Annotated in this window: 19 protein-coding genes and 1 tRNA gene; 12 read left to right on the forward strand and 8 right to left on the reverse strand. The window is 39.4% G+C overall.

Annotated elements, in window-relative coordinates:
- Positions 1 to 219: 219 nt before the first annotated feature.
- Entirely contained in the window at positions 220 to 936 is a 717-nt protein-coding gene (locus tag H9X96_RS15735) for a hypothetical protein (protein WP_187667210.1), read from the forward strand.
- Between the two features lie 22 nt (positions 937 to 958).
- Here the strand turns inward: H9X96_RS15735 and rnc are convergent, their stop codons facing one another.
- The 3 genes from rnc to H9X96_RS15750 all read right to left on the reverse strand — a co-directional run bounded on the left by rnc (position 959) and on the right by H9X96_RS15750 (position 3268).
- Positions 959 to 1687 carry a ribonuclease III gene (rnc, locus tag H9X96_RS15740; protein ID WP_187667211.1) on the reverse strand — a complete coding sequence of 243 codons (729 nt, stop codon included), beginning with the start codon at positions 1685 to 1687 and terminating at the stop codon, positions 959 to 961.
- 62 nt (positions 1688 to 1749) lie between these two features.
- The gene (gene fabF, locus H9X96_RS15745; protein WP_187667212.1) at positions 1750 to 3003 is read right to left on the reverse strand and encodes a beta-ketoacyl-ACP synthase II; all 1254 of its coding nucleotides are present in this window, start codon (positions 3001 to 3003) and stop codon (positions 1750 to 1752) included.
- Between the two features lie 28 nt (positions 3004 to 3031).
- Positions 3032 to 3268 (reverse strand): acyl carrier protein, encoded by a 237-nt coding sequence (locus H9X96_RS15750; RefSeq protein ID WP_008241990.1) that lies wholly within the window; start codon positions 3266 to 3268, stop codon positions 3032 to 3034.
- A 159-nt stretch (positions 3269 to 3427) separates the two neighbouring features.
- Between H9X96_RS15750 and H9X96_RS15755 the strand changes: the two genes are divergently transcribed.
- The 4 genes from H9X96_RS15755 to H9X96_RS15770 all read left to right on the forward strand — a co-directional run bounded on the left by H9X96_RS15755 (position 3428) and on the right by H9X96_RS15770 (position 6089).
- Positions 3428 to 3847 carry an IPExxxVDY family protein gene (locus H9X96_RS15755; RefSeq protein ID WP_187667213.1) on the forward strand — a complete coding sequence of 140 codons (420 nt, stop codon included), beginning with the start codon at positions 3428 to 3430 and terminating at the stop codon, positions 3845 to 3847.
- Positions 3848 to 3987: 140 nt separating this feature from the next.
- On the forward strand, positions 3988 to 5418 hold the full coding sequence (gene pyk, locus H9X96_RS15760) for a pyruvate kinase (RefSeq protein WP_187667214.1): 1431 nt from the start codon (positions 3988 to 3990) through the stop codon (positions 5416 to 5418).
- Between the two features lie 47 nt (positions 5419 to 5465).
- A tRNA-Ser gene (locus H9X96_RS15765) sits at positions 5466 to 5553 on the forward strand.
- Positions 5554 to 5816: 263 nt separating this feature from the next.
- Positions 5817 to 6089: a hypothetical protein gene (locus H9X96_RS15770; RefSeq protein WP_062546460.1), complete on the forward strand. Its 273-nt coding sequence runs from the start codon at positions 5817 to 5819 to the stop codon at positions 6087 to 6089.
- Positions 6090 to 6199: 110 nt separating this feature from the next.
- On the opposite strand, the gene H9X96_RS15775 is transcribed toward H9X96_RS15770, so the two are convergent.
- From H9X96_RS15775 to H9X96_RS15785, 3 genes are all read right to left on the reverse strand, one after another.
- The gene (locus H9X96_RS15775) at positions 6200 to 6910 is read right to left on the reverse strand and encodes a hypothetical protein (RefSeq protein ID WP_187667215.1); all 711 of its coding nucleotides are present in this window, start codon (positions 6908 to 6910) and stop codon (positions 6200 to 6202) included.
- 146 nt (positions 6911 to 7056) lie between these two features.
- On the reverse strand, positions 7057 to 7491 hold the full coding sequence (locus H9X96_RS15780) for an SRPBCC family protein (RefSeq protein ID WP_187667216.1): 435 nt from the start codon (positions 7489 to 7491) through the stop codon (positions 7057 to 7059).
- 108 nt (positions 7492 to 7599) lie between these two features.
- On the reverse strand, positions 7600 to 8175 hold the full coding sequence (locus H9X96_RS15785; RefSeq protein WP_187667217.1) for a 2OG-Fe(II) oxygenase: 576 nt from the start codon (positions 8173 to 8175) through the stop codon (positions 7600 to 7602).
- A gap of 186 nt (positions 8176 to 8361) precedes the next feature.
- Between H9X96_RS15785 and H9X96_RS15790 the strand changes: the two genes are divergently transcribed.
- Complete coding sequence (locus tag H9X96_RS15790; RefSeq protein WP_187667218.1) at positions 8362 to 9369, forward strand: TlpA disulfide reductase family protein; 1008 nt, start codon at positions 8362 to 8364, stop codon at positions 9367 to 9369.
- Between the two features lie 76 nt (positions 9370 to 9445).
- Here H9X96_RS15790 and H9X96_RS15795 read toward each other — a convergent pair whose 3' ends face one another.
- A complete protein-coding gene (locus H9X96_RS15795) occupies positions 9446 to 10180 on the reverse strand; it encodes an MIP/aquaporin family protein (RefSeq protein ID WP_187667219.1) in 735 nt (244 codons plus the stop codon).
- A gap of 382 nt (positions 10181 to 10562) precedes the next feature.
- On the opposite strand from H9X96_RS15795, the gene H9X96_RS15800 reads away from it, so the two are divergent.
- The 3 genes from H9X96_RS15800 to H9X96_RS15810 all read left to right on the forward strand — a co-directional run bounded on the left by H9X96_RS15800 (position 10563) and on the right by H9X96_RS15810 (position 14060).
- Entirely contained in the window at positions 10563 to 11177 is a 615-nt protein-coding gene (locus H9X96_RS15800; RefSeq protein WP_187667220.1) for a porin family protein, read from the forward strand.
- 293 nt (positions 11178 to 11470) lie between these two features.
- Positions 11471 to 12118, forward strand: coding sequence for a porin family protein (locus tag H9X96_RS15805; protein WP_187667221.1), 648 nt, complete (start codon positions 11471 to 11473; stop codon positions 12116 to 12118).
- Between the two features lie 205 nt (positions 12119 to 12323).
- A complete protein-coding gene (locus tag H9X96_RS15810) occupies positions 12324 to 14060 on the forward strand; it encodes a glycoside hydrolase family 3 protein (protein WP_187667222.1) in 1737 nt (578 codons plus the stop codon).
- 41 nt (positions 14061 to 14101) lie between these two features.
- Here H9X96_RS15810 and H9X96_RS15815 read toward each other — a convergent pair whose 3' ends face one another.
- A complete protein-coding gene (locus H9X96_RS15815) occupies positions 14102 to 14599 on the reverse strand; it encodes a thioredoxin family protein (protein WP_187667223.1) in 498 nt (165 codons plus the stop codon).
- 160 nt (positions 14600 to 14759) lie between these two features.
- Here H9X96_RS15815 and H9X96_RS15820 point away from each other — a divergent pair, with 160 nt between their 5' ends.
- Genes H9X96_RS15820 through H9X96_RS15830 form a run of 3 tightly spaced genes read left to right on the forward strand, consistent with a single transcriptional unit; the run spans position 14760 to position 21085 of the window.
- A complete protein-coding gene (locus H9X96_RS15820; RefSeq protein ID WP_187667224.1) occupies positions 14760 to 17999 on the forward strand; it encodes an exodeoxyribonuclease V subunit beta in 3240 nt (1079 codons plus the stop codon).
- Between the two features lie 2 nt (positions 18000 to 18001).
- Positions 18002 to 20917: a PD-(D/E)XK nuclease family protein gene (locus tag H9X96_RS15825; protein ID WP_187667225.1), complete on the forward strand. Its 2916-nt coding sequence runs from the start codon at positions 18002 to 18004 to the stop codon at positions 20915 to 20917.
- 21 nt (positions 20918 to 20938) lie between these two features.
- On the forward strand, positions 20939 to 21085 hold the full coding sequence (locus H9X96_RS15830; RefSeq protein ID WP_187667226.1) for a hypothetical protein: 147 nt from the start codon (positions 20939 to 20941) through the stop codon (positions 21083 to 21085).
- Positions 21086 to 21244 lie beyond the last annotated feature (159 nt).

The raw sequence follows: 21244 nt of genomic DNA on the forward strand, positions 1-21244 counted from the left end.
TGTGCAAAGATATAATTTATTGTTAAAATGATTAAACCTATGTTACTTAATGACGCTGAGATCTCATTGGTTCCTAACCTTTTTCTGTTTTTTTTGTAAAAAAATAGCGGATTTTAACATTTGCAAAAAGTTAAAATACCGTCATTAATGAAGATTTTAACTTTTTTTAACGTAATCGGTTGAAAAACTATGGTTAAGTTTACAAAAAAACGATACGAAATGAAGTTTCTACATCTCCTTACACTGTCATTTGGCGTGTTTTTCTTTACGGCGATGCCCTCTGCTTTCTCTCAAAAAGAGTTTATATTGAGTGGTGCAGTAAAAGAACGGGGAACAAATTCCAGGATACAAAATGCTCAGGTGATCAATAAACGTAATGGATATACCGTCTTTACCACTGATTTAGGCCTTTTTCAGATCAAATCAGCTGTAGGAGATAGTCTGTTGATCCTCAAAGCAGACTATTCAGATGGAGAAGTTGGGGTGTTTAGTACAGCTGATATCATGGTTTACCTGAGTAAAGGATCAACATTGGAGGAAGTGAAGATTTTTGGGCAAACGAAAAAACAGGAAATGAATGATATTAAAAGAGAATTTAGGAACCAGGGCTCTTTTTATCAAGGCAAACCACCGCTTTTAGCTTACATATTCCAGCCTTTAACTGCGATGTATGAGTTGTTTGGACGTACCCCTAAAAATGCGAGAAGATTTGGGCGGTATTACGACAATGAGCTGAAGCAGTCACAGGTAGACAACTTTTTTAATGAATCCCTGATCCAGAGCCAGACCGACTTGAAAGGAAAAGAATTGGAAGATTTTATGCTCAATTACAGGCCTGATTATGAGAAATCCAGAAACTGGGCAGAATATGATGCCATCAAATACATCCGGGATTCCTATAAAAAATACAAGGAATCCTTAAATAAAATACCGTAAAACAAGAAATTGTGCTGGCTGACTAGATGGACAGTGCTTCACATGCTTTTTCAGCGGCTAGCTTTTCTGCATTCTTTTTATTGTAATCACGACCAATTCCATAGCTTTCACCCTCCACAACTGCACTAATCGTAAACAGCTTAGCGCTATCTCCTTCGGTATTTTGAATCATGTCGAAAGTAATATCTTTTCCATGACGCTGGCACCATTCGATTAATTTGCTCTTGAAATTCGTCTCTGTAAGTTCCAGGGTGTGAATGTCTATGTAAGGCTTAATGATTCTTTTTAATAAGAAATCTTTGGTGTAATTATACCCTTTATCCAGATATACGGCACCAATTAAGGCCTCAAAAGCATCTCCAAGCATGGAATGATGTTTGGTTTGAATGTTTACCGCTTTCTGATCAAAAACCATCAGCTGATCGAAACCCATCTTACGGGCCAGCTGATTTAGGTTAGCTCTATTCACAATTTTTGAACGCATTTCTGTTAAAAAGCCCTCTTCTTTGTAGGGATAGGCCTTAAATAATACTTCCGCAATCACAGAACCTAAAATCGCATCTCCAAGAAATTCAAGACGTTCATTACTGCTTCTGCTTCCATTCTTCAGAACTTTTGCTACAGACCTGTGCCTGAATGCCATTTTGTATAAAACAGTATTTCCAGGAACAAAGCCTAAAATATTTTTTAGCTTTTTTATAAAGACCTTATCTGTCGAAAAATAAAGCTTGTACAGGTCGAATAACGGCATTAATTGTTACAAAAATTAGTGGATCATATTTGTGAATAGTCTCCTTTTACAGAGACTAATTATTATTCTTCGTACTTTTTGAATATCACAGATGCATTATGACCACCGAAGCCAAAAGTGTTGCTTTGTGCAGCACGAATGGTGCGTTTTTGTGCCTTGTTGAACGTGAAGTTTAATTTTGGATCACATTCAGGATCATCAGTAAAGTGATTGATTGTTGGTGGTACTATATCATTCTGGACAGCAAGAATCGCGGCGATAGCCTCAATTGCGCCTGCAGCACCGAGTAAATGGCCAGTCATTGATTTTGTAGAACTGATGTTTAGTTTGTAAGCATCTTCTCCGAATAAATCAACAATTGCCCTGCTTTCAGAGATATCTCCTAATGGGGTAGAAGTACCATGAACATTGATATAATCAATATCTGCGGTAGTTAAACCTGCATCTTTTAGAGCATTTGACATCACCATTCTTGCGCCAAGTCCCTGAGGATGAGGTGCAGTAATGTGATTCGCGTCTGCGCTCATTCCTCCGCCTATTAATTCAGCATAGATTTTCGCACCACGTTTTTTAGCATGTTCCAATTCTTCTAAAATGATGGTTCCTGCACCTTCACCAGCAACAAATCCATCTCTGTCTTTGTCGAACGGTCTTGAAGCTGTTTTTGGATCGTCATTTCTAGTCGAAAGCGCATGCATGGCATTGAATCCTCCGATTCCAGCCTCATTAATGATGGCCTCAGATCCTCCGCTAATGATCACGTCACACATATTCAAACGAATATAGTTGTAAGCATCAATCATGGCGTTAGTGGATGAAGCACAGGCAGATACAGTGGCAAAATTCGGTCCGCGCAACCCATACTTTATAGAAATATGGCCGGGAACGATGTCAATAATTACCTTAGGGATGAAAAACGGATTAATGCGTGGGGTACCATCGCCTAAAAAGAAGTTTTTCATTTCGTCCTGAAATGTTTTAAAACCGCCAATACCTGATCCCCAGATAACGCCGATCCGATTGCAATCTAATTGTGAAAAATCAAAATTACCATCCTTAACAGCCTCATCTGTTGATACTAAAGCGTATTGAACAAATGGATCTAACTTGCGGGCTTCTTTTTTATCCAAAAAATCTTCAGGATTGAAGTTTTTAAGTTCACATGCAAACTTCGTCTTGAACTTTGATGTGTCAAAACCTGTAATAGGGCCAGCGCCGCTCACGCCATTCAGCAAACCATCCCAGAATTCTGGGATCGTATTGCCAATTGGAGTGAGCGCACCCAACCCTGTAACTACTACTCTTTTTAATTCCATTTATACGGATTATACGGAGACCGTATTTTTACTTAACGTTTTTCTCTAAGTAAGCAATTGCTTGACCAACAGTACCAATAGTTTCAGCCTGATCATCAGGGATCGCTACATTGAATTCTTTTTCGAACTCCATAATAAGCTCTACTGTATCTAAAGAATCAGCACCTAAGTCGTTAGTGAAAGAAGCTTCTGGTGTAACTTCGTTTTCATCTACACCTAATTTTTCAACGATAATAGCCTTAACTCTTGAAGCAATATCAGACATAATGTTTATAATTTAATGGTTAAATAATTCAGTGCAAAGAAAAATAAATAATTACACATTTCAAATGTTTTTATTTCTCTTCCAATTTTAATGTTTTTATTTTGAACATTAATGTAAAATTAGTTTTATAATTTTGTAATTCCCGTAAAAAAGTGTGTTTTGAACAAAACTTATTTAAAACTGTCCTTAGATCTTGATTTTGTTTTAATCGCCATTACAGCTTCACTGAAGGATTATATGCTCTGTCACAAGGTCAATACCAGCCTGAATTTCGACTTCGAAAAGATTGATGATCACGAGGTTTACTTCAATGTGGATGAAAATCCGCTGGCCTTTTCGAAGTATTATTTTTTTGTGGAACAGGGAGAAATCGAGTACTATATCATCAATAATCGCAACGCAGAAGGTTTTTTGATTCCTGAAATGAATAAAGTTGACTTTTTTATGATAATTCATCAGTATATTGACAAAGAAGACCTAAATTTTATTTTGACTGGATTAAACAAACTGCCTGATATTCAGGTAGCTGCACAAATTGATCCGAAAAAGTTGAAGTCGCGTGAAAATTTGGTAATGTAAATTTTATATTGAAGGTGTATTAAATACACTATATTTGATTTTAGAAGACTCAGAAATAAAAATATTAATAACCTGGCCAACATCGGTTTTAAACATCGAAACCTTCATTTTGTTGGTCCATATAAATTTAAGTAACCAAAATGAAACCATTTCATTCCAGAACAAAAATCGTAGCGACGCTTGGTCCTGCTTCAGCTAAACCAGAAGTTCTATTTAGCATGTTTAATGCCGGACTTGACGTATGCAGATTAAACTTTTCACACGGTTCTCAGGCAGATCACCAGGAAGTACTAAATACCATCCGCAGTCTTAATAAAAAACACAATTATAACGTAGGTATTCTGGCTGATTTACAGGGCCCTAAGATTAGAATTGGAATGGTGAAAGACGGTGGTATTCACTTAGTTAACGGTAACAGGACGGTGATCACAACCAAAGAATGTATCGGTAATGAAGAACGTATTTACATCACTTATACCACTTTTCCTCAGGACGTTAAGCCAGGTGAAATCATCTTGTTAGATGATGGAAAACTTCAAATGAGAGTGATCGAAACTAACTTGGTTGACGAGGTAGTTTGTGAGATCGTTCATGGTGGTATCCTGACTTCAAGAAAAGGAGTTAATCTTCCAAACACTAAAGTTTCTATTCCTTCACTTACTGTGGAAGATCGTAAAAACTTAGAGTTTGTATTGGAAAATGATGTAGAGTGGATCGGACTTTCTTTTGTTCGTAACGCTGCTGACATCGTTGAATTAAAAGAGATTATCAAACAAAGAGGTAAAACTGCACGTGTAATTGCGAAGATTGAAAAACCTGAAGCGATTGCAAATATTGATGAAATCATTGCTGTTTCCGATGGAATCATGGTTGCCCGTGGCGATCTAGGTGTGGAAATGCCAATGGAAGAAGTTCCATTGTTGCAAAAAATGATTGTTCAGAAATGTAGAGCAGCTTCAAAACCAGTAATTATTGCGACTCAGATGCTGGAAAGCATGATCACTACACCAAGGCCAACACGTGCTGAAGTGAATGATGTGGCCAACTCGGTATTGGACGGTGCTGATGCAGTGATGCTAAGTGGAGAGACTTCAGTAGGTGAATTTCCGCTGATTGTAATTGAAACAATGCAAAAAATCATTCAGAACATTGAAGTAAACAACTATCCATTCCATCCTGAAAAGTTCCTTAAACCGAAATCTGAAAGCTTCCTGAGCGATGCAATCTGTGATACAGCTTGTTTCTTATCAAAACAAACAAACGCTGTTGGTATCGTTTCTATGACGGTAAGTGGTTATACTGCTTTCGAAATTTCAAGTCACAGACCAAAAGCATTAACATATATCTTCACTAGCAATATATCACTGTTGAATACATTGAGCTTATTATGGGGCGTACAAGGCTTCTATTATGATAAGTTTGACAGTACTGACGATACCATTCAGGACGTAAATAACTTGCTAAAAGAATACAAAATGATTAAAAAAGGTGATGTAATCATCAACACAGCGGCTATCCCAATGGAGAAAAAAGGAAAAACCAATATGTTGAAAATTACAGTAATTGATTAATCACTTGTAGCAATCAAAAATTTTTCTACTTTTGCAATCCGCAAAAAGGAGAGATGTCCGAGTGGCTGAAGGAGCACGCTTGGAAAGCGTGTGTACCTCAAAAGGGTATCGAGGGTTCGAATCCCTCTCTCTCCGCGAATTACAAAAGTATCAAAAGGCTTTCAGCATTTGCTGGAAGCCTTTTTTGCTCAGCCTGTTCAGCGCAAAGTATTTGCAAGCCGGAAAGGCTGTAGTACTTTCTTCTGCAAAGGGACTAGCAGAGGACTGGTAGGGGGCTGGTAGGGCCCTAGTTGCTTAAATGGCACAGTCAGGACTTTGAATACCGCCTTTTAACGCCTTTAATCACGCTTTCGAAAAATAAACAGTTTATTAAGCGTACCTTGCGCTTTTACCTGATTATGAGCGATATTACAAAAGAGTTGCACCAGGGTGCAGATGAGAAAAAGAGACTGGAGTTTGAGGAAAAACTTAAGCAAATTGCTCTGAAATATGATCGCTGGTTTAGTGGCCATACGAATAAAGATACAGGTGACAAGCCTGATAAAATTCAAAATTATTTCCGTTACTTCCAAAATCACGAAGGATTAACCCAACTTTATATCAAAGATGGTATGCCAATAGAAGTTGATTTGGACTGTAGAGAAGCCTTTAAAGCAACCTTTAAAGCTTAAAATACCCCATTCATTCGCTTTATTTCGACCATTGCCGATTTGTCTGTTCTTCCTTCTTCATGCTATGAATGGGGAAGAAGAGATAAGTCTTTGGGGTTTGAATTTTCCGATTACTCGAAAACGAAAAAAGGCTTGAGTAATGGTGGACTTTTAAAATCCTTTGGTGGCAGGGCGTCCTTTCCTTTTATTTGCCAGACCTTGAGTTCTTTGATTGCTGCATCGCCATTGATGGCAAAGCCAAATTGTCCTTTGGACTTTACAAAACCCGTCTTGTCCTTAAAGGAGATGACCGCTTCCTGATTGATCCAGATAAAAAACTGATCTCCTGATCTTTGTATTTTCCAGTCTTGCCAGTCAGTTTGTTTGGTTCTTCCTACCTTCGGCAGGATGCCGATATGGCCTGTGCTATGAACAAATGTGCCTCTGTTCTCCAAATCGGCAAACAAAGAGCGATCTTCTATAGCCACTTTATTTTCCAATTGATTGAGTAAAATTCCAAGAAATTTGGACCCATTTAAGTTCAGGATGACTTCAAACAAATAGGTTTTTGGAGCTGCCATTGCCGAAAATGTTAAAACGTAATCTTCAGGTAGTGATTTATTGGCTAGTAAAATTGCCCAGTTCACATCCTTGCTTCCATATAATGCCTGATCCTTGATTTCCCAACTCCCATTAGCAGTCAGCCAATTTTTTTGATGCAGGTTCTTTTTAAAGTTTTCTTCAAAAATCAGTTTCCTTTGGGCATCTGCAGTGAATGCAGTATTAAAAATTAAAAGAGAGGTTAAAAATGCGGCGGAAATTAATTTTTGGAACTTGATCATACGATTAGAATGGGCAGAATATTGCTGGAATCAATTCACAAATATAGGAATTGCAGATGCGCTATCTCCAAAAAAGAGGCCGTATCTACAATTCCCATGGGCGCTTGTTTCTAGAGGGGGACCATATATCGCCCTTTTTTTTTCGCTTATAATGGCCTGGCAGATTCTACATATCTTTTGAAACTGTCCATAATAGCTTGCCAACCATCTCTTTGCATCTCTATAGGATTTTGTCCCTCCGCGTCAAAATTTTCAGTGATTTTTACACCGTCGGCATTTTTTTCGAAGGTAATTTTAACTGTTCTACCATCACCAAGAGTATAACGCATGAGTTCATAAGGGATCACCTCATCATAAACACCACCAAAGTCAAACCCAAAACTTCCGTCCTTGGCTTCCATTCTTGAATTGAATTTCCCGCCGGTACGTAAATCGTTTTCTGCCTTGGTGGTGTGCCAGTCATCGGATGCAGCACTCCATTTGGTAATGTGAGATGGGTCGTTCCAGGCTTTCCAAATGACGTCTATAGGGGCATTTACAGTAGCTGCTACCGTAATTACGGTTTGATCTTTTGTTGTCATCTTTTTTCTTTAATTGGTTGATGAATTAAAGTTAATGGTAATTTGCGACAATCTCATTTCAGCAATTGAGCTTTATTTTTTTATGCTTAATCCTTGTTTTATAAATGGTTAACCTATTTTTAGCCAGCCAGTAATGCTCATTCTAGGTTTATTCGTCACCAAAACTTCGTGTTCCAGTTCACTGCTTTTAAAAAACACACTCTTCCCATCTATAGGTGGAATTTTTTGTAAACTATCGGGATGGTGGACGCACAATTCACCGCCGTCGGCAAGTTGCCAGTCGGCATTTAAATACATAATCATAGAGTATTGCCTGCTGGCATTTGTTCGAAACTGGTCCAGGTGTTTTTTATAGCAGCTGCCTTTTTCATAGAGGGTGTAATGGAATTCATAACCTGTGATTCCGGTGTAGCAAGTGCTGTTCAGGTGGTTCACGAAACGATCCATGAGATCAAAAAAGGCATTTTCATGAGGGTCATTGTGTGCGCGATCCAGCCAGTATATGCGGTCACTTCTAAATAGTTTGTCGGGAACAACAATGGTGTCGTTGCCTGTCCCTGCGGATAATAGTAGGTTTCCCTGGTAGAGCCGTGTCAAATTGTTTTTTAAATGACCTGATAAAGTCTCATTTAAAAAAAGGTCTGCTATGCCAACTTTATCTTTTATAAAGCTGTCAATTAGCATATTAAATATTTTTTCCAATGGAAAGGTACGGCGCGATCGGGGCGTAATTGCCCTTATCTGGTGAAGGTAGTTTTAATTAATGGTAACTGATTGTATGTCAGTTGTATTTATAAAAATCAAAGTCTATGGGATTAGTAGTTTATTTGTTTATATTTGTGCAGTTAAAGATCAAAAAAGCTCAAGACCATGAACATATTTAAATTTTCCATTTTAGGACTATTGCTGAGCAGCACGGTAATTTATGCACAGGAGAATAGTAAGGTAACCATTACAGGAACCCTTAAAGGGGCAAGTACAGGGAAGGTATACCTTCAGAAATTCGACAATAAAATGTTTAAAACACTGGATTCTGCGGAAGTAAAGAATGGTGCATTTAAGTTCAATAAAAGCTTGAAATTGCCAGAGCTTTACGGTTTGACGGTTGATAAAGAGCAAAGTCCATTGTATGTTTTCCTGGAAAAGGGGCAGGTGAATGTTACCCTTGATCCGGAAAAATATTATAGAAATTCAGTGGTGACTGGTTCCGTTTCCAATGACCTTTTTGCCAGTTATAAGCAAGAAAAAGACGTTAAAATTGACGAGTTCATCAAAAAGAATCCCGGTTCTTTAGTCTCTGCTTATGTATTATATAGAGATTTCTCTTACAGATTGACTCCAGAAGAAATCAACCAAAACTTGCAGTTATTGGATCCGACACTGCAAAATACACCTTACGTAGCAGTATTAAAAGACTTAGTAAATGTACTGAACTCGGTAAGCATTGGAAAAAAAGCACCTGATTTTGAAGCGAATACCTCGGAAGGAAAGACAATTAAACTTTCTGATCATTTTGGAAGATACTTATTGCTCGATTTTTGGGCTTCCTGGTGCGGTCCATGCAGAAGGGAGAACCCAAATCTGGTAAAAGCTTATCAGAAATACCATGACAAAGGCTTCGATATTTTTGCGGTCTCTTTAGATAAATCAAAAGAAGCTTGGTTAAAAGGAATTAAAGATGATAATCTTAGCTGGACTCATGTGTCTGATCTTGCTTTTTGGAATAGTGCCCCAGCGAAATTATATGGGGTAAGGGCAATTCCTGCAAATGTATTGATTGATCCTAATGGAGTAATCATTGCAAGAAACCTGACTGGTGAAGACTTAGAAAATAAATTAGCAGAGTTATTGGCAGCGCCATTAGCGAAAACGAAATAAGACGGAATGTGCAAAGCCCTCAAAATTCTCTAGCTCTTTGAGGGCTTTTGCAGGTGCAAAAAAATGATGAACAACCTTATAGCTGATGTAAATACATGTTTAGAAATGCCGCTAATGCGCTGCCAATGAGCGGACCAGCGACAGGAATCCAGGCATAACCCCAGCCATTATCTCCCTTTCCATGAACAGGTAATATCGCGTGCATGATTCTTGGACCCAGATCTCTAGCCGGGTTAATCGCATAACCTGTGGTTCCGCCAAGGGATAACCCAATCACCCAAACGAGAAAAGCAACCGGGATGGCTCCCAATGAGCCTAATCCTATGGCCGTTTTTTCGGTGCCTAGCGCGGCGTCGGTAAAGTGAAGAATGGTAAATATCAATACAAAAGTGCCAATGATTTCAGAGATGAGGTTGGACCATGTATTCTTAATGGCAGGGGCGGTACAAAAAGTAGCCTGCTTTGCCCCTTGATCCGAGGTTGGTTTATAATGATCTTTGTAGGTCAACCAGACCAAAAATGCGCCTAAAAATGCACCTATAAATTGGGCTGCAACATACAAAGGTACTTTCGCCCAGCTGAATTTTCCGGCGATGGCCAGGCCAATAGAAACGGCCGGGTTAAGGTGTGCACCGCTATATGGACCAGCAACGACTACACCTACAAAAACCGCCAGTGCCCATGCAGTAGTGATGACAATCCAACCCCCATTATTTCCTTTGGTACCGGATAAGACCACATTTGCGACTACTCCATTTCCCAAAAGTATCATTAACATTGTACCGATCACCTCGGCCGAAAATTCCGACATTTCTATAGATTTAAACTTTATTAATCAACTAAGTGTAATTATACGTAAGTATAAACAATCGTTATCGAAACTAAAAGAAAGCGGTTGAAATATTTTATCTATCCCTTTTTCAGCCTTATTTTATCATGATGTTCGGAGATCTCTATTAAGACTGATGTATAACAAGAGTTTTTGAAAAAGGGAGAGGACGGCTTCTTATTGTATCAAATTTGATACAATAAGAAGCCGACATACGACCCCTGTTGGAGCATTCTTAATTTTTTTGTTAAGTCCGGTAATTCGCTTAAAATGAACGCTCCAAGTTCATTTGATCAAAATGAAATGAGTACAGCGAGTATCGTGGCACATTTCTTTCTAAGCCCCTTTCATAAAACAACACATTATGAAAAAGATCATCATTTTGGCAATATGCCTATTCACCGCAGGTGCTGTCAATGCACAGAGTCCTATCAGATTGGGGGTCAAGGCTGGATTAAATCTCCCTAACATTATCAAAGGAGACGGAAATAACGATTATGATACAAAAGTAAATCCTGGATTTAATGCCGGTATTACCTTAGATATCATGTTGATCAAAGGATTAGCCTTTACGCCGGAGTTATTGTATTCCACAAAAGGATACAAGCTGGAAACACCACTAGGTGAATTTAAACAAACCACTCATTTTGTGGACATTCCAATTTTAGCCTCTATTAATTTAGGTGGTTCAGGATTAAATCTGGTTGTAGGACCTCAGGTTTCTTTCTTAACCTCCACTAAAAACAAGTATTCCAGTAATTTCGGACCAACTGTAGAAGAGGAATATAGAGAAGATTCTGATAAGTTTAAAAAGAGCCTTGTAGGAGGTGTAATTGGATTTAGATATGATATTAATGACAAATTCGACCTTCATGGTCGTTATGCTCTGGATTTCCAGAAAAATAATGAAGACGGAACGAAAAGAACTCCTGAATATAAAAATCAGGTATTCTCGGTTGGTGTTGGTGTAAAATTCTAGTACCTTTCTTTGTCAAAAAAAGGAATGCTTTGACCGGCATTCCTTTTTTTATGCCTGCTTTTTTCCAGAGATTTTCGGAACCTGGAACCATGATCGTTTTTTTAGGTGTGTGGAATTCCGGACAACTGATCTGTAGCTCAGGTGGAAGTCATAGGGCTCTCTTTGACTATATCGTTTTGATAGTCAGTGGTGTTTTGTCAGTTTAATCGTTCTTTTTTACCTTAAAATCTAAGTTTTTGGCATGGTTATTACAATAGTCTATCCGAATTTTAAAATAATTAAAATCGATAACTATGAAAAAATTATTCATTATAGGATTAGGTTTGACGATGAGCAGTCTGGCCTTCAGAGCAAATGCACAGCAATCACAAAGTACAGCAAATGATCAGATGAGGTTCGGTATTAGAGCAGGAGCAAATCTGATGAACATGGGTAAGATCTCTATTGGTGATCAAAATTATTCCACAGATTCAAAAGTGGGATTTCAGGCTGGTGTATATGCTGACCTGCCTTTGGGTGGTGGCTTCGCATTTTTACCTGAAATAATGTACGCGCAAAAAGGAGGTAAAGTGGAAAAAACTTTTGCAGGAAATACTAATGAATTCGATTCTAAACTAGGTTATCTTGATGTTCCAATTCTTATTGGTTTCAGACCAGCTCCTGAATTTACCATTTTTGCAGGTCCTCAGGTTTCCTTCTTACTTTCTCAGGAGTCTTCATTTAAAGTGAATGGCGAACAGGTAGGAGATAGCTTTACAAACAAAAAGGATTACAAAAAATCTATTGCTGGTGGAGTTGTGGGTGTTGGATACAGCATCACACCTAACATCAATATCAATGGAAGATATGCGATGGACTTCCAAAAATCATTTAATGATGATTTAAACCAGGATAAATTGAAAAATAAAGGTTTCGCCCTATCATTGGGTTATACTTTTTAAGTGTAATAGATTTATTTAATCAAGTATCAAAACTTTATCTAGTTTGAAAGGCCTGTATCATCGTGTATGATGCAGGCCTTTTTTTTACAGATAGAATGGCTAAAGTCGATCTGATTCGAACTGATTTTGCCCTTATCGCTGATCTGAGCAAAAACCGTTCTCCCTATTTTTATTTATATTTGAAATTTAACCGAACACTAGCTCAATGAAATTTAAGTATCCCATCCTTGTCTTTATTTTCTCTTTAACGGGCCTTTCTGCCGTTTTTCCACAAGAATTGCAGTCCTCCAAATTACCATCGCTGCGAAAAAGTTATATAGAAACCTTGTCCAGCCCTAATCCATGGGTCGACTCTGTGTTTAACAAATTAAATAGGCGCCAGAAAATCGCGCAGCTGTTCTTTGTGAGGGCACATACAGATATGGGCAAAGTGTTCGAGGATTCCATTGCCAAGGTGGTTAAGAAAGAAAGGATCGGAGGACTCGTGTTTTTTCAGGGAGGTCCAGGCCGACAAGCCATTCTGACCAATAAATACCAGGCATTGGCCCGCGTGCCTTTACTGATTACTTCTGATGGTGAATGGGGATTAGGCATGCGTTTAGACAGCACCATTTCTTACCCTTACCAGATGGCTTTAGGGGCTGTTCAGAACAAAGAACTGATTTATAAAATGGGTCTGGAGGTGGCTAAAGATTACAAACGGATTGGGATGCACATGAATCTGGCCCCAGATGTAGACGTAAATAATAACCCTAAAAATCCGGTCATCAATTACCGGTCTTTTGGTGAAGATAAATACAATGTAACCGCTAAAGCTTCGGCTTATATGAACGGAATGCAGGATGGCGGACTATTGGTGAGCTTGAAACATTTCCCGGGTCATGGAGATACCGATGTTGATTCCCATTACGACTTGCCAAAGCTACCATTTTCAAAAGAAAGGTTGGATAGTCTTGAAATCTATCCTTTTCGCGAGCTGATCAAAGAAGGAGCAGCGGGAGTGATGATTGCACACATGAACATTCCGGCATTAGACAATACACCTAATATGCCCTCTACCTTATCGAAACCGATTGTTACTGGGATCTTAAAAGAAGAACTGGGCTTTAAAGGCATTGTCATTTCCGATGCGATGGGCATGAAAGGGGTGCTGAAATATTTTAAAGATGGGGAGGCCGATGTGATGGGGATTATTGCCGGTAATGACATCCTGGAACTTTCAGAAAATAGCGCAAGGGCGATTAAGCTTGTGAGGAGAGCAGTTAGAGAAGGTAGGATCCCTATGGAGCGCATTGACGAAAGTGTAAAAAAAATCCTGACTGCCAAATACTGGGCGGGCTTAAATGTCAAAGACACGGTAAATGAAAACAATGTTTTCGCGGAAGTCAACCGACCGGAAAGTAAATTACTATTACAGCAATTGGCAGATGCCTCCGTGACCTTGTTAAGAGGAAAACAATATCTGAAAACGCTTGCTGCTCAAAAGAGAACAGTGATCATTAGCATTGGTACGCCTCAGGTAACGACCTTCCAGCAAGAACTGGGTAAATTTTATAAAAACTCCATTTTTTATACACTGGATAAGACTGCAAATGCAAATGCCGTTGCGAAAGTATTAAAAGAGATTGGCAATTTTGATCAAGTCATTATTGGCATTCATGATACACGAACCCGCCCAGGAAATGGGATGGTATTAACTGCAGATCTGAAAATGTTGATTAAAAGCATGGCCGAAAAAAATGCTGTATTTGCTTTATTTGCCAACCCGTATAACCTGGCTGCTTTGCCAGGTCTGGAAAATAGCAAGGTGCTGCTAATCGCTTATCAAAAAGAAGATTTTATGCAGCGTGCAGCAGCATCAGTCATTAAAAATCAATTGACAACATCTGGAAAATTACCGGTTGCCGTTAATACTGCCTTCAAATATGGTGATGGCGAGTAATGTGCTGTAGTAGTTGAAGGTTGCTTATGCCTTTTACAATTCTATTTATTGTTTTCCGGCTTTAACGCAGCAACATTCCAGTTTTTAAGGAATTCTGTTACTTTTTTCACGCTGTGGCCTTTTCCTTCTTCCAGATAAGCTGAGTTTTGCGTGTGTAAAAGTTTTCCATTGCCATCAAGAATCAGGAACACTGGAAACCCAAAGCGTCCTGGGTATTGTAATTTGGCCAGTACAGCTTCATTTTTGTTCTCTTTGCTATAATTGACTAAAACCGTTTCATAGTTGTCGTTCAGCAATTTTTTAAGCTCAGGGGTATTGTCTACCAGATGGTGAAAGGCGATACACCAGGAGCACCAGTTTCCTCCTACCTGTACAAATACATGCTTACCTTCTTTTTTAGCCTTCGCTACGGCAGCATCAAGGTCGGCCTGAGCATTTGCCTCAGGGTTATAAATTTTTACAGCTTCTTTGGTATCCTGGGCAAAAGTGCTGACAGAGATGGTTATAAAAGCGAAAAGTAATAAGGTTAGTTTTTTCATGGCAATTTACAGGTTAGTGATGAAATTGAATGGTCATGCAGCTAGACCCAAAAGTAAAGAACTATTAAGATATTTTTGTAATCTGAGTATAAAATTACCCTACTAATCTAGTAGTTTACTATTTTGTGGAAACTTCGCAAGAATCCTTTAGCTTTACCTAATGCCTCAACAGCCGCTAAAAATACTACAAGCTTCCGCAGGATCTGGTAAAACATTCAGTCTTACAGCCCATTATTTGACACTTTTATTATCCGGAGAAACCAAGTATCGGGAAATTCTTGCCGTAACCTTCACGAATAAGGCAACGGAAGAGATGAAAACCAGAATCATGGAGGTGTTGAAAGGTTTTGCCCTAGATCTGGATGATGTGGAAGATTACCGGGTATTGGTTTTAAAAGCACACCCAGATTTAAATAAATCATTGCTTCAGCAAAGATCAGAGGCGATATATAAGAGAATTCTTCACGATTACAGCCGTTTTTCAGTAAGTACGATTGATGGTTTCGTTCAAAAGGTGATCAGAGGTTTTGCCTTTGAACTTGGACTTGATTCTGGTTATGCGCTGGAAATGAATTTTGAAAAGGTAAAGAACGAGCTTGCGGATAAGCTGGACGAGCAGATGGATCACAATCCAAATTTGCTACAGTGGATCATAGACCTCGCCTTAGACCGAATCAGCAACAATGTAAGCTGGAATTATAGAAATGAACTGACTGACCTGGCGGGAGAGATTTTTAAGGAACGTTATCAGCCTTTTGACAACGCCATTCAGGAATTAATCGAGCATAACGACCTCAATGTAATGTTTGGAGAGTACAGCAAATCTACCAAACAGCAGATCAGTTTATTTGAAAGCGCGCTAAAAGAGCTTGCTTTACATGCGGCTAATTTATTTGAAGCCGCAAATATCGCGACCGATCAGCTCAAAGGAAAGTCAAGGTCGCCTTTGCTGGCGATTGCCAAGATTTCCGATGGCGATTTTTCTAAAATTGAAACGATTGCTAAACTCATCGATGAACCGGAAGAGTGGTTTAAAGCAGGAGCAGATGATAGTTTATACTATACCCTGAATCCTGTTCTCGATAAATTATACCAGCATTATAACAATGGCCTGCCAGAATATATTCTGGCACAGGCCTTCAACAAAAACTTATACTACCTGCGTTTAATGCAGGAAATGGCCGTTTTGTTAAAAACTTACCGACAGGAAAGTGGCAATTTGCTCATCAGTGATGCTCAAAATCTACTGAAAGGGATTACCGGAGAAGATGATGATAACCCAGCCTTTATCTGGGAAAAAACCGGCAGTCGTTACCGACATTTCTTATTCGATGAATTCCAGGATACGTCTGCGAATCAATGGGGGAACTTTAAGCCTTTATTGAAAAATGCGATGGCAGAAGCCAATGGCAAACTGATCGATCATTTGATTGTGGGTGACGTAAAGCAGTCCATCTACCGCTGGCGTAATGGGGATTGGAACATTCTTCACCAGCAGGCCAAGAAAGACATTGGCGAAACGTATGTAGTTGCCGCAAATCTGGAAGAAAATTATCGGAGTACCGAAAATATCATCTCCTTTAACAATACGCTTTTTAAAGCGCTCCCCATCCTGATGCAGCGTCGTTTAAATGAAACCATCGGAGAACAATCTGCTAATCAGAAATTAGCAGATTGGTGGGAAGAAAAGGGCTTCAGCCACATCATGACCGATGTATATGAGGAAGTGGTTCAGAAGATCACGCCAAAAACAGCAGCAGGCGGCGCCATTGATTTCTCTGTTTTGAAAACGGATGCTGATGGGGCTAGTTTGGGCCGGACAGGTTTCAAACCCGAAGCGTTAAGGCGGATGGTAGAGACTTTAAAACGCTTAATTCTGGAAGAAAAACGCTATAAAGCAGGTGATGCCTGTGTTTTGGTGCGTTCCAATTCTGAAGCCATTGCTGTGGTAGATGCTTTGATGGAAAATAACATCAATGTGATCTCCGGTGAAGCACTCCTAATTGAAAACAATACCGCGGTTAAAATTTTGATCAACACGCTAAAAGTGATGGCAGGAATCCCCGGAAATACCGCTTTGTATAAAGCCAATATCATCAGTATGTATGCGCAGTTGAGGGAAGTAGAAGTGCTGCCGGATCATTTATTCAACCTGAAAATTAAAGGTCTGGAGCATTTGATCGATCGACTGCCTCTTCCGCTTTGTGAAAATTGGAAGAGCTGGATGCAGCAGCCATTGCCAGAATTATTGGAAAAACTAATTCATGCTTATGGGTTGAGTCAGGCAAAACATTCCGCGCATTTACCTTATTTATTTGCTTTGAGGGACCTTGCAGGGAATTTCGCCCGACAAGGGGAAAAAGGCATCACTGCCTTCCTGAATTATTGGGATGAAGAGGGGAAAAGAAAAACTTTACCATCTTCAGAAAACACCGACGCAGTACAGGTGATTACCATTCATAAATCTAAAGGATTGGCCTTTAAAGTGGTTATGGTGCCATTCTGTAACTGGGAAATCAATGGAAAACCAAATGGGATTTTCTGGGTGCCTACTGCAGATACGGCGTATCATCAGTTGCAAAGTATCCCATTGAAATACAATAAAGAACTTGGACGGTCGGCCGTAGCCATTCCTTATTACGAGGAATTGCTTTACAATAATATGGATGCGCTAAACATGCTGTATGTAGCCACGACCAGAACCAAAGAATACCTATACATCACTTGCCTGGGTAAAAAAACGGACACCGTAAGTACAATTGGCGATGTGCTGGCCATGACTTTACAGGATCAGCTGGATGAAGAGGGCCGGTTTTTTGTGGATGTCCCTGTAGTTAAAAAGAGTAAAACAAAGCGCGTAGAAGAAAGCGGGCCAACCTTTATCAATCTGCAGGAATATCCGACTTCAGAAAGGCTTTCGGAAGTTTTCAATAACAACCTCAAAAGAAAGGAGTTAGAAATGCTGACCGGTACCAATGCGGGCAGGGAAGGAACCATATTGCATGAAGTATTGGCAAGATCTGCTAATTTGGAAGAGATGGAAACTGCCCTGAGTAATATGCTCAATGAAGGCTTCTTTAAAGCAGAGGAATTACCTTCACTAAGTAAGCAGGCAGGAAATGTATTGGCTCATGCCGAATTACAGGCCCTATTGAAAACGAGTAGGGAAACGATCAATGAAAAGAGCATTATTGATATCCGTGGAAAAATGTATCGTCCGGATAAAGTGCTGATTTCTGGAAATGAGGTCATCGTAATCGATTATAAATTTACGCTCAAAGAGAGCGATTCACATATTAAACAAGTGTACGGATACCGCGACTTGTTATTGGCAATGGGCTACCAGAAGGTAAAAACCTATTTGTTTTATGCACATAGTGCAACCTTAAAATCAGTGTAAAGATGAAGGCGTTTTTAAAAGAAGTTGCGGAAGATTTAGTAAAAAGGTTGGGTTCGGATCTGCACCATGCCGCAGTAGTTTTTAATAATAAAAGACCGGTGCCCTACCTGCAGAACCATTTGGCAGATACAATGAGGAAACCCTTTTGGGCACCTTCCTTTTTTACCATTCAGGAGTTTTTTGCACTTTCTACCCATTTGCAGGTGGCTGATGGTTTTAATCAGTTTTTTACCCTGTTAAAAGAATACAATAAGCTCCTTATTGAAGAAGGAGGAAAACCGCTGAATCCGGATGTTTTCTATCCGATTGCAAGGATTATTCTCAGCGACTTTTCACAAATAGACAACGATCTGGTGAATGCAGATCAGCTTTTTCAGGAGCTGGAAGATATTGCTGTGATTGAAAAGGATTTTCAGCACCTGACCCTAGAACAGCAGCAGTTTTTGGAGCAGTTCTGGTCGTCGTTTTCTGCCGGAAAACAACAATACCATCAGGAACAGTTTATCCGTATGTGGAGACGGATGCCTAAATTATACCGTGGATTTCATGCGGCATTAAGAGAAAAAGGATATACTACAATGGCTTATATCTATCGCCAGTTGGCGGAAGGAAAAGCAGATAAACCAGAATTTATTGAAGATTTTAAAGAGGGAAAGATTGTTTTCGCGGGATTTAATGCCCTTAGTAATGCAGAGGCGGTAATTTTTAAGAAATGGAATAAAGATGAAAAGGCTTTGTTCTATTTTGATGTCGATAAATACTATATGGAAGATGAGACTCAGGAAGCAGGTTTGTTCCTGAGGAAAAATATACAGCGACTGGGGCTGCCGAATGCTTTAGGTGAGGCAAGGGACTTGATTCGCGGACAGCAAAAAGAGATTAATGTTTACAAAACACAGGGACAAACAGCACAGGCAAAGATTCTCCAGCAGGAATTGTTACAGGATTATCCATTATTGGATGTAGCTGATAATGCCGGGAAAATCGCACTGATTCTTGCAGATGAAAGCTTATTGCTGCCTGTTTTGCAAACCATTCCCACCAAATATCAGCATGCAGGAGGTATTTCGAATATCGAATTGAACGTTACGATGGGTTATCCCTTGCTGGCGACTTCCATTTTTGGACTGGCAGATTTATGGCTAAGCGTTCAGGCGCAGCTGATTGATGGAAAAAAAGACGCCATTTATTACAGAGAAGTCGAAGCCTTCCTTTCTCACCCTTTAACGGGTGTCTTGCCTGTCGACAGAGATGATGTGCAGCAGGAAATCCTGAAAGCGCAGTTGATTGATGTTCCAATAAAAACTTTGCATAAAGACCCTTTGTCCATTTTGTTTTTTAGCAAAGTAGATTCAGGACTAATGGCTATCGAACACCTGCAGCGAGTGTTTAAATTGATACTGGAAAGACAACTTGAAGAAAAGACGTTAAAGCAAACAGAAGCTGATTTATTTGGAGCTACGTTAAAAGAACTGAACAGATTACACGATACCTTAGAAGACTATGCGGCACATCTGCCTCTTTCTTTTGTGCTTTCTTTGATGCAAAAAGCAGTTCAGGGAATTGCGGTTCCATTAAGCGGAGAACCATTGCAAGGGGTTCAGGTGATGGGATTACTGGAAAGCAGGAGTCTGGATTTTGAGCATGTATATGTGCTTGGTGTCACAGAAGGAATTTTGCCACAGATCAATGTGTCACCAAGTTTCATCCCCGATAGTATCCGCAGGGCCTATGGATTACCGGTTATTGAAAACCAGGATGCCATTTCTGCCTATATGTTTTACCGTTTATTGCAGCGTTCCAATAAAGTAAGTCTGGTTTATAACGGGCAAGCTGACGATAGCAATACCGGAGAACCTAGTCGCTTTTTGAAGCAGCTGGAATTTGAAAGCGGCTACACCTTTAAATATTTTGACCAGTCGCAATCTCTTGCTATTGAGCCGAAAGTAGAATTTGAGATAAAAAAAGAAGGAGAGGTATTGCGGCGTTTATATACTTATCTGGACAATCAGGAGGAAAATCCGGTGAAATTATCTGCCACCAGATTGACTACCTACCTCAATTGCCCTGTGCAGTTTTTCTATAAATACATTGCCAAAGTGGAAGAACCGGAAGAACTGGCCGAAAACATGGAAGCCAACAGCATTGGGTCTATCTTACACAAGGTAATGGAGCTTTTTTATCAGAAATTAAAAGCTGAAAGCCCTTATATCACTAAAGAGCGGATCGCCGAAAATAGAAAGCAGCTCAAAGAAATGTGCCAGCTTGCTTTTGCGATAGAGATGTTTGATACAGAAGAAATATTATTGGAATTTAGTGGAATGCAGCAGGTCATGCTGGCCATTGTTGCCGAATATGCCAATGTAATTCTGGATCATGATGAACAGCAAGCGCCATTTTCAATCGTAGAACTGGAGAATAATAAGGATTACGACAAAGTGACCTTCCCGATCAAGGTAAAGGGAGAAGAACGGAAGCTAACTTTATTGGGCATTATCGACCGTGTAGATCAGCGTAATGGGGTCACTAGAATTGTCGATTATAAAACTGGAAGAGATGAAGTTGGCTTTTCTTCTATTGATGAACTATTTGACAGCGAGAGTGGTAAGCAAAATAAAGCCCTGGTGCAAACGTTGTTTTATACTTATGTTTATGAGCAGACAAGAAAGATTTCAGGGGTAGAGCCCAATCTTTATATTGTACGAAAAATGCGTGATGAAGGTACCTTATTCTATCTAAAAGAAAATAGAAAGAAGGTCCTCTTACAGGCAGAGCATCTAGAGGATTTGAAGGGGAATTTTACGGACTTATTACGCCAGAAACTGGAAGAATTATTCAATCCAGACCTTCCTTTTAAGCATACAACCGTTGTAGAAAATTGCGCATATTGCCCTTATTTAACGCTTTGTGGGAAATAATTAAACAAAAAAAATACGCTTATGCTACTTTCAGCAGTACCTATTCTGGCTTCTATTGATCAGGTGGAAACCATTGTTTTTTACCAGGAAAAAATGGGCTTTACGCTGAATTCTGAATGGGATGGTTACCTGATTTTCAGTCGCGAACAAGTCAGTATTCACCTCTGATTTACGGAAGATATAGCCGTTCCAAAGCATACAGGCTGTTATATTAATGTAAATAATTTACTGCAATTGTATCAGGAATATGAGCGTCAAGGGATTTGTTCATCCGAATGGAAAACTGGCTGAAATGCCCTGGGGGATGCATCAATTCTCGATTTTGGA

This window comes from Pedobacter sp. N36a (assembly GCF_014472395.1).
Taxonomy (GTDB): domain Bacteria; phylum Bacteroidota; class Bacteroidia; order Sphingobacteriales; family Sphingobacteriaceae; genus Pedobacter.

What these genes read in the sequence shown, in the direction of transcription:
- H9X96_RS15735 (WP_187667210.1), top strand. Translation starts at nt 220, where the DNA reads ATGAAGTTTCTACATCTCCTTACACTGTCATTTGGCGTGTTTTTCTTT.
- rnc (WP_187667211.1), bottom strand. Translation starts at nt 1,687, where the DNA reads ATGCCGTTATTCGACCTGTACAAGCTTTATTTTTCGACAGATAAGGTC.
- fabF (WP_187667212.1), bottom strand. Translation starts at nt 3,003, where the DNA reads ATGGAATTAAAAAGAGTAGTAGTTACAGGGTTGGGTGCGCTCACTCCA.
- H9X96_RS15750 (WP_008241990.1), bottom strand. Translation starts at nt 3,268, where the DNA reads ATGTCTGATATTGCTTCAAGAGTTAAGGCTATTATCGTTGAAAAATTA.
- pyk (WP_187667214.1), top strand. Translation starts at nt 3,988, where the DNA reads ATGAAACCATTTCATTCCAGAACAAAAATCGTAGCGACGCTTGGTCCT.
- H9X96_RS15770 (WP_062546460.1), top strand. Translation starts at nt 5,817, where the DNA reads ATGAGCGATATTACAAAAGAGTTGCACCAGGGTGCAGATGAGAAAAAG.
- H9X96_RS15775 (WP_187667215.1), bottom strand. Translation starts at nt 6,910, where the DNA reads ATGATCAAGTTCCAAAAATTAATTTCCGCCGCATTTTTAACCTCTCTT.
- H9X96_RS15780 (WP_187667216.1), bottom strand. Translation starts at nt 7,491, where the DNA reads ATGACAACAAAAGATCAAACCGTAATTACGGTAGCAGCTACTGTAAAT.
- H9X96_RS15785 (WP_187667217.1), bottom strand. Translation starts at nt 8,175, where the DNA reads ATGCTAATTGACAGCTTTATAAAAGATAAAGTTGGCATAGCAGACCTT.
- H9X96_RS15790 (WP_187667218.1), top strand. Translation starts at nt 8,362, where the DNA reads ATGAACATATTTAAATTTTCCATTTTAGGACTATTGCTGAGCAGCACG.
- H9X96_RS15795 (WP_187667219.1), bottom strand. Translation starts at nt 10,180, where the DNA reads ATGTCGGAATTTTCGGCCGAGGTGATCGGTACAATGTTAATGATACTT.
- H9X96_RS15800 (WP_187667220.1), top strand. Translation starts at nt 10,563, where the DNA reads ATGAAAAAGATCATCATTTTGGCAATATGCCTATTCACCGCAGGTGCT.
- H9X96_RS15805 (WP_187667221.1), top strand. Translation starts at nt 11,471, where the DNA reads ATGAAAAAATTATTCATTATAGGATTAGGTTTGACGATGAGCAGTCTG.
- H9X96_RS15810 (WP_187667222.1), top strand. Translation starts at nt 12,324, where the DNA reads ATGAAATTTAAGTATCCCATCCTTGTCTTTATTTTCTCTTTAACGGGC.
- H9X96_RS15815 (WP_187667223.1), bottom strand. Translation starts at nt 14,599, where the DNA reads ATGAAAAAACTAACCTTATTACTTTTCGCTTTTATAACCATCTCTGTC.
- H9X96_RS15820 (WP_187667224.1), top strand. Translation starts at nt 14,760, where the DNA reads ATGCCTCAACAGCCGCTAAAAATACTACAAGCTTCCGCAGGATCTGGT.
- H9X96_RS15825 (WP_187667225.1), top strand. Translation starts at nt 18,002, where the DNA reads ATGAAGGCGTTTTTAAAAGAAGTTGCGGAAGATTTAGTAAAAAGGTTG.
- H9X96_RS15830 (WP_187667226.1), top strand. Translation starts at nt 20,939, where the DNA reads ATGCTACTTTCAGCAGTACCTATTCTGGCTTCTATTGATCAGGTGGAA.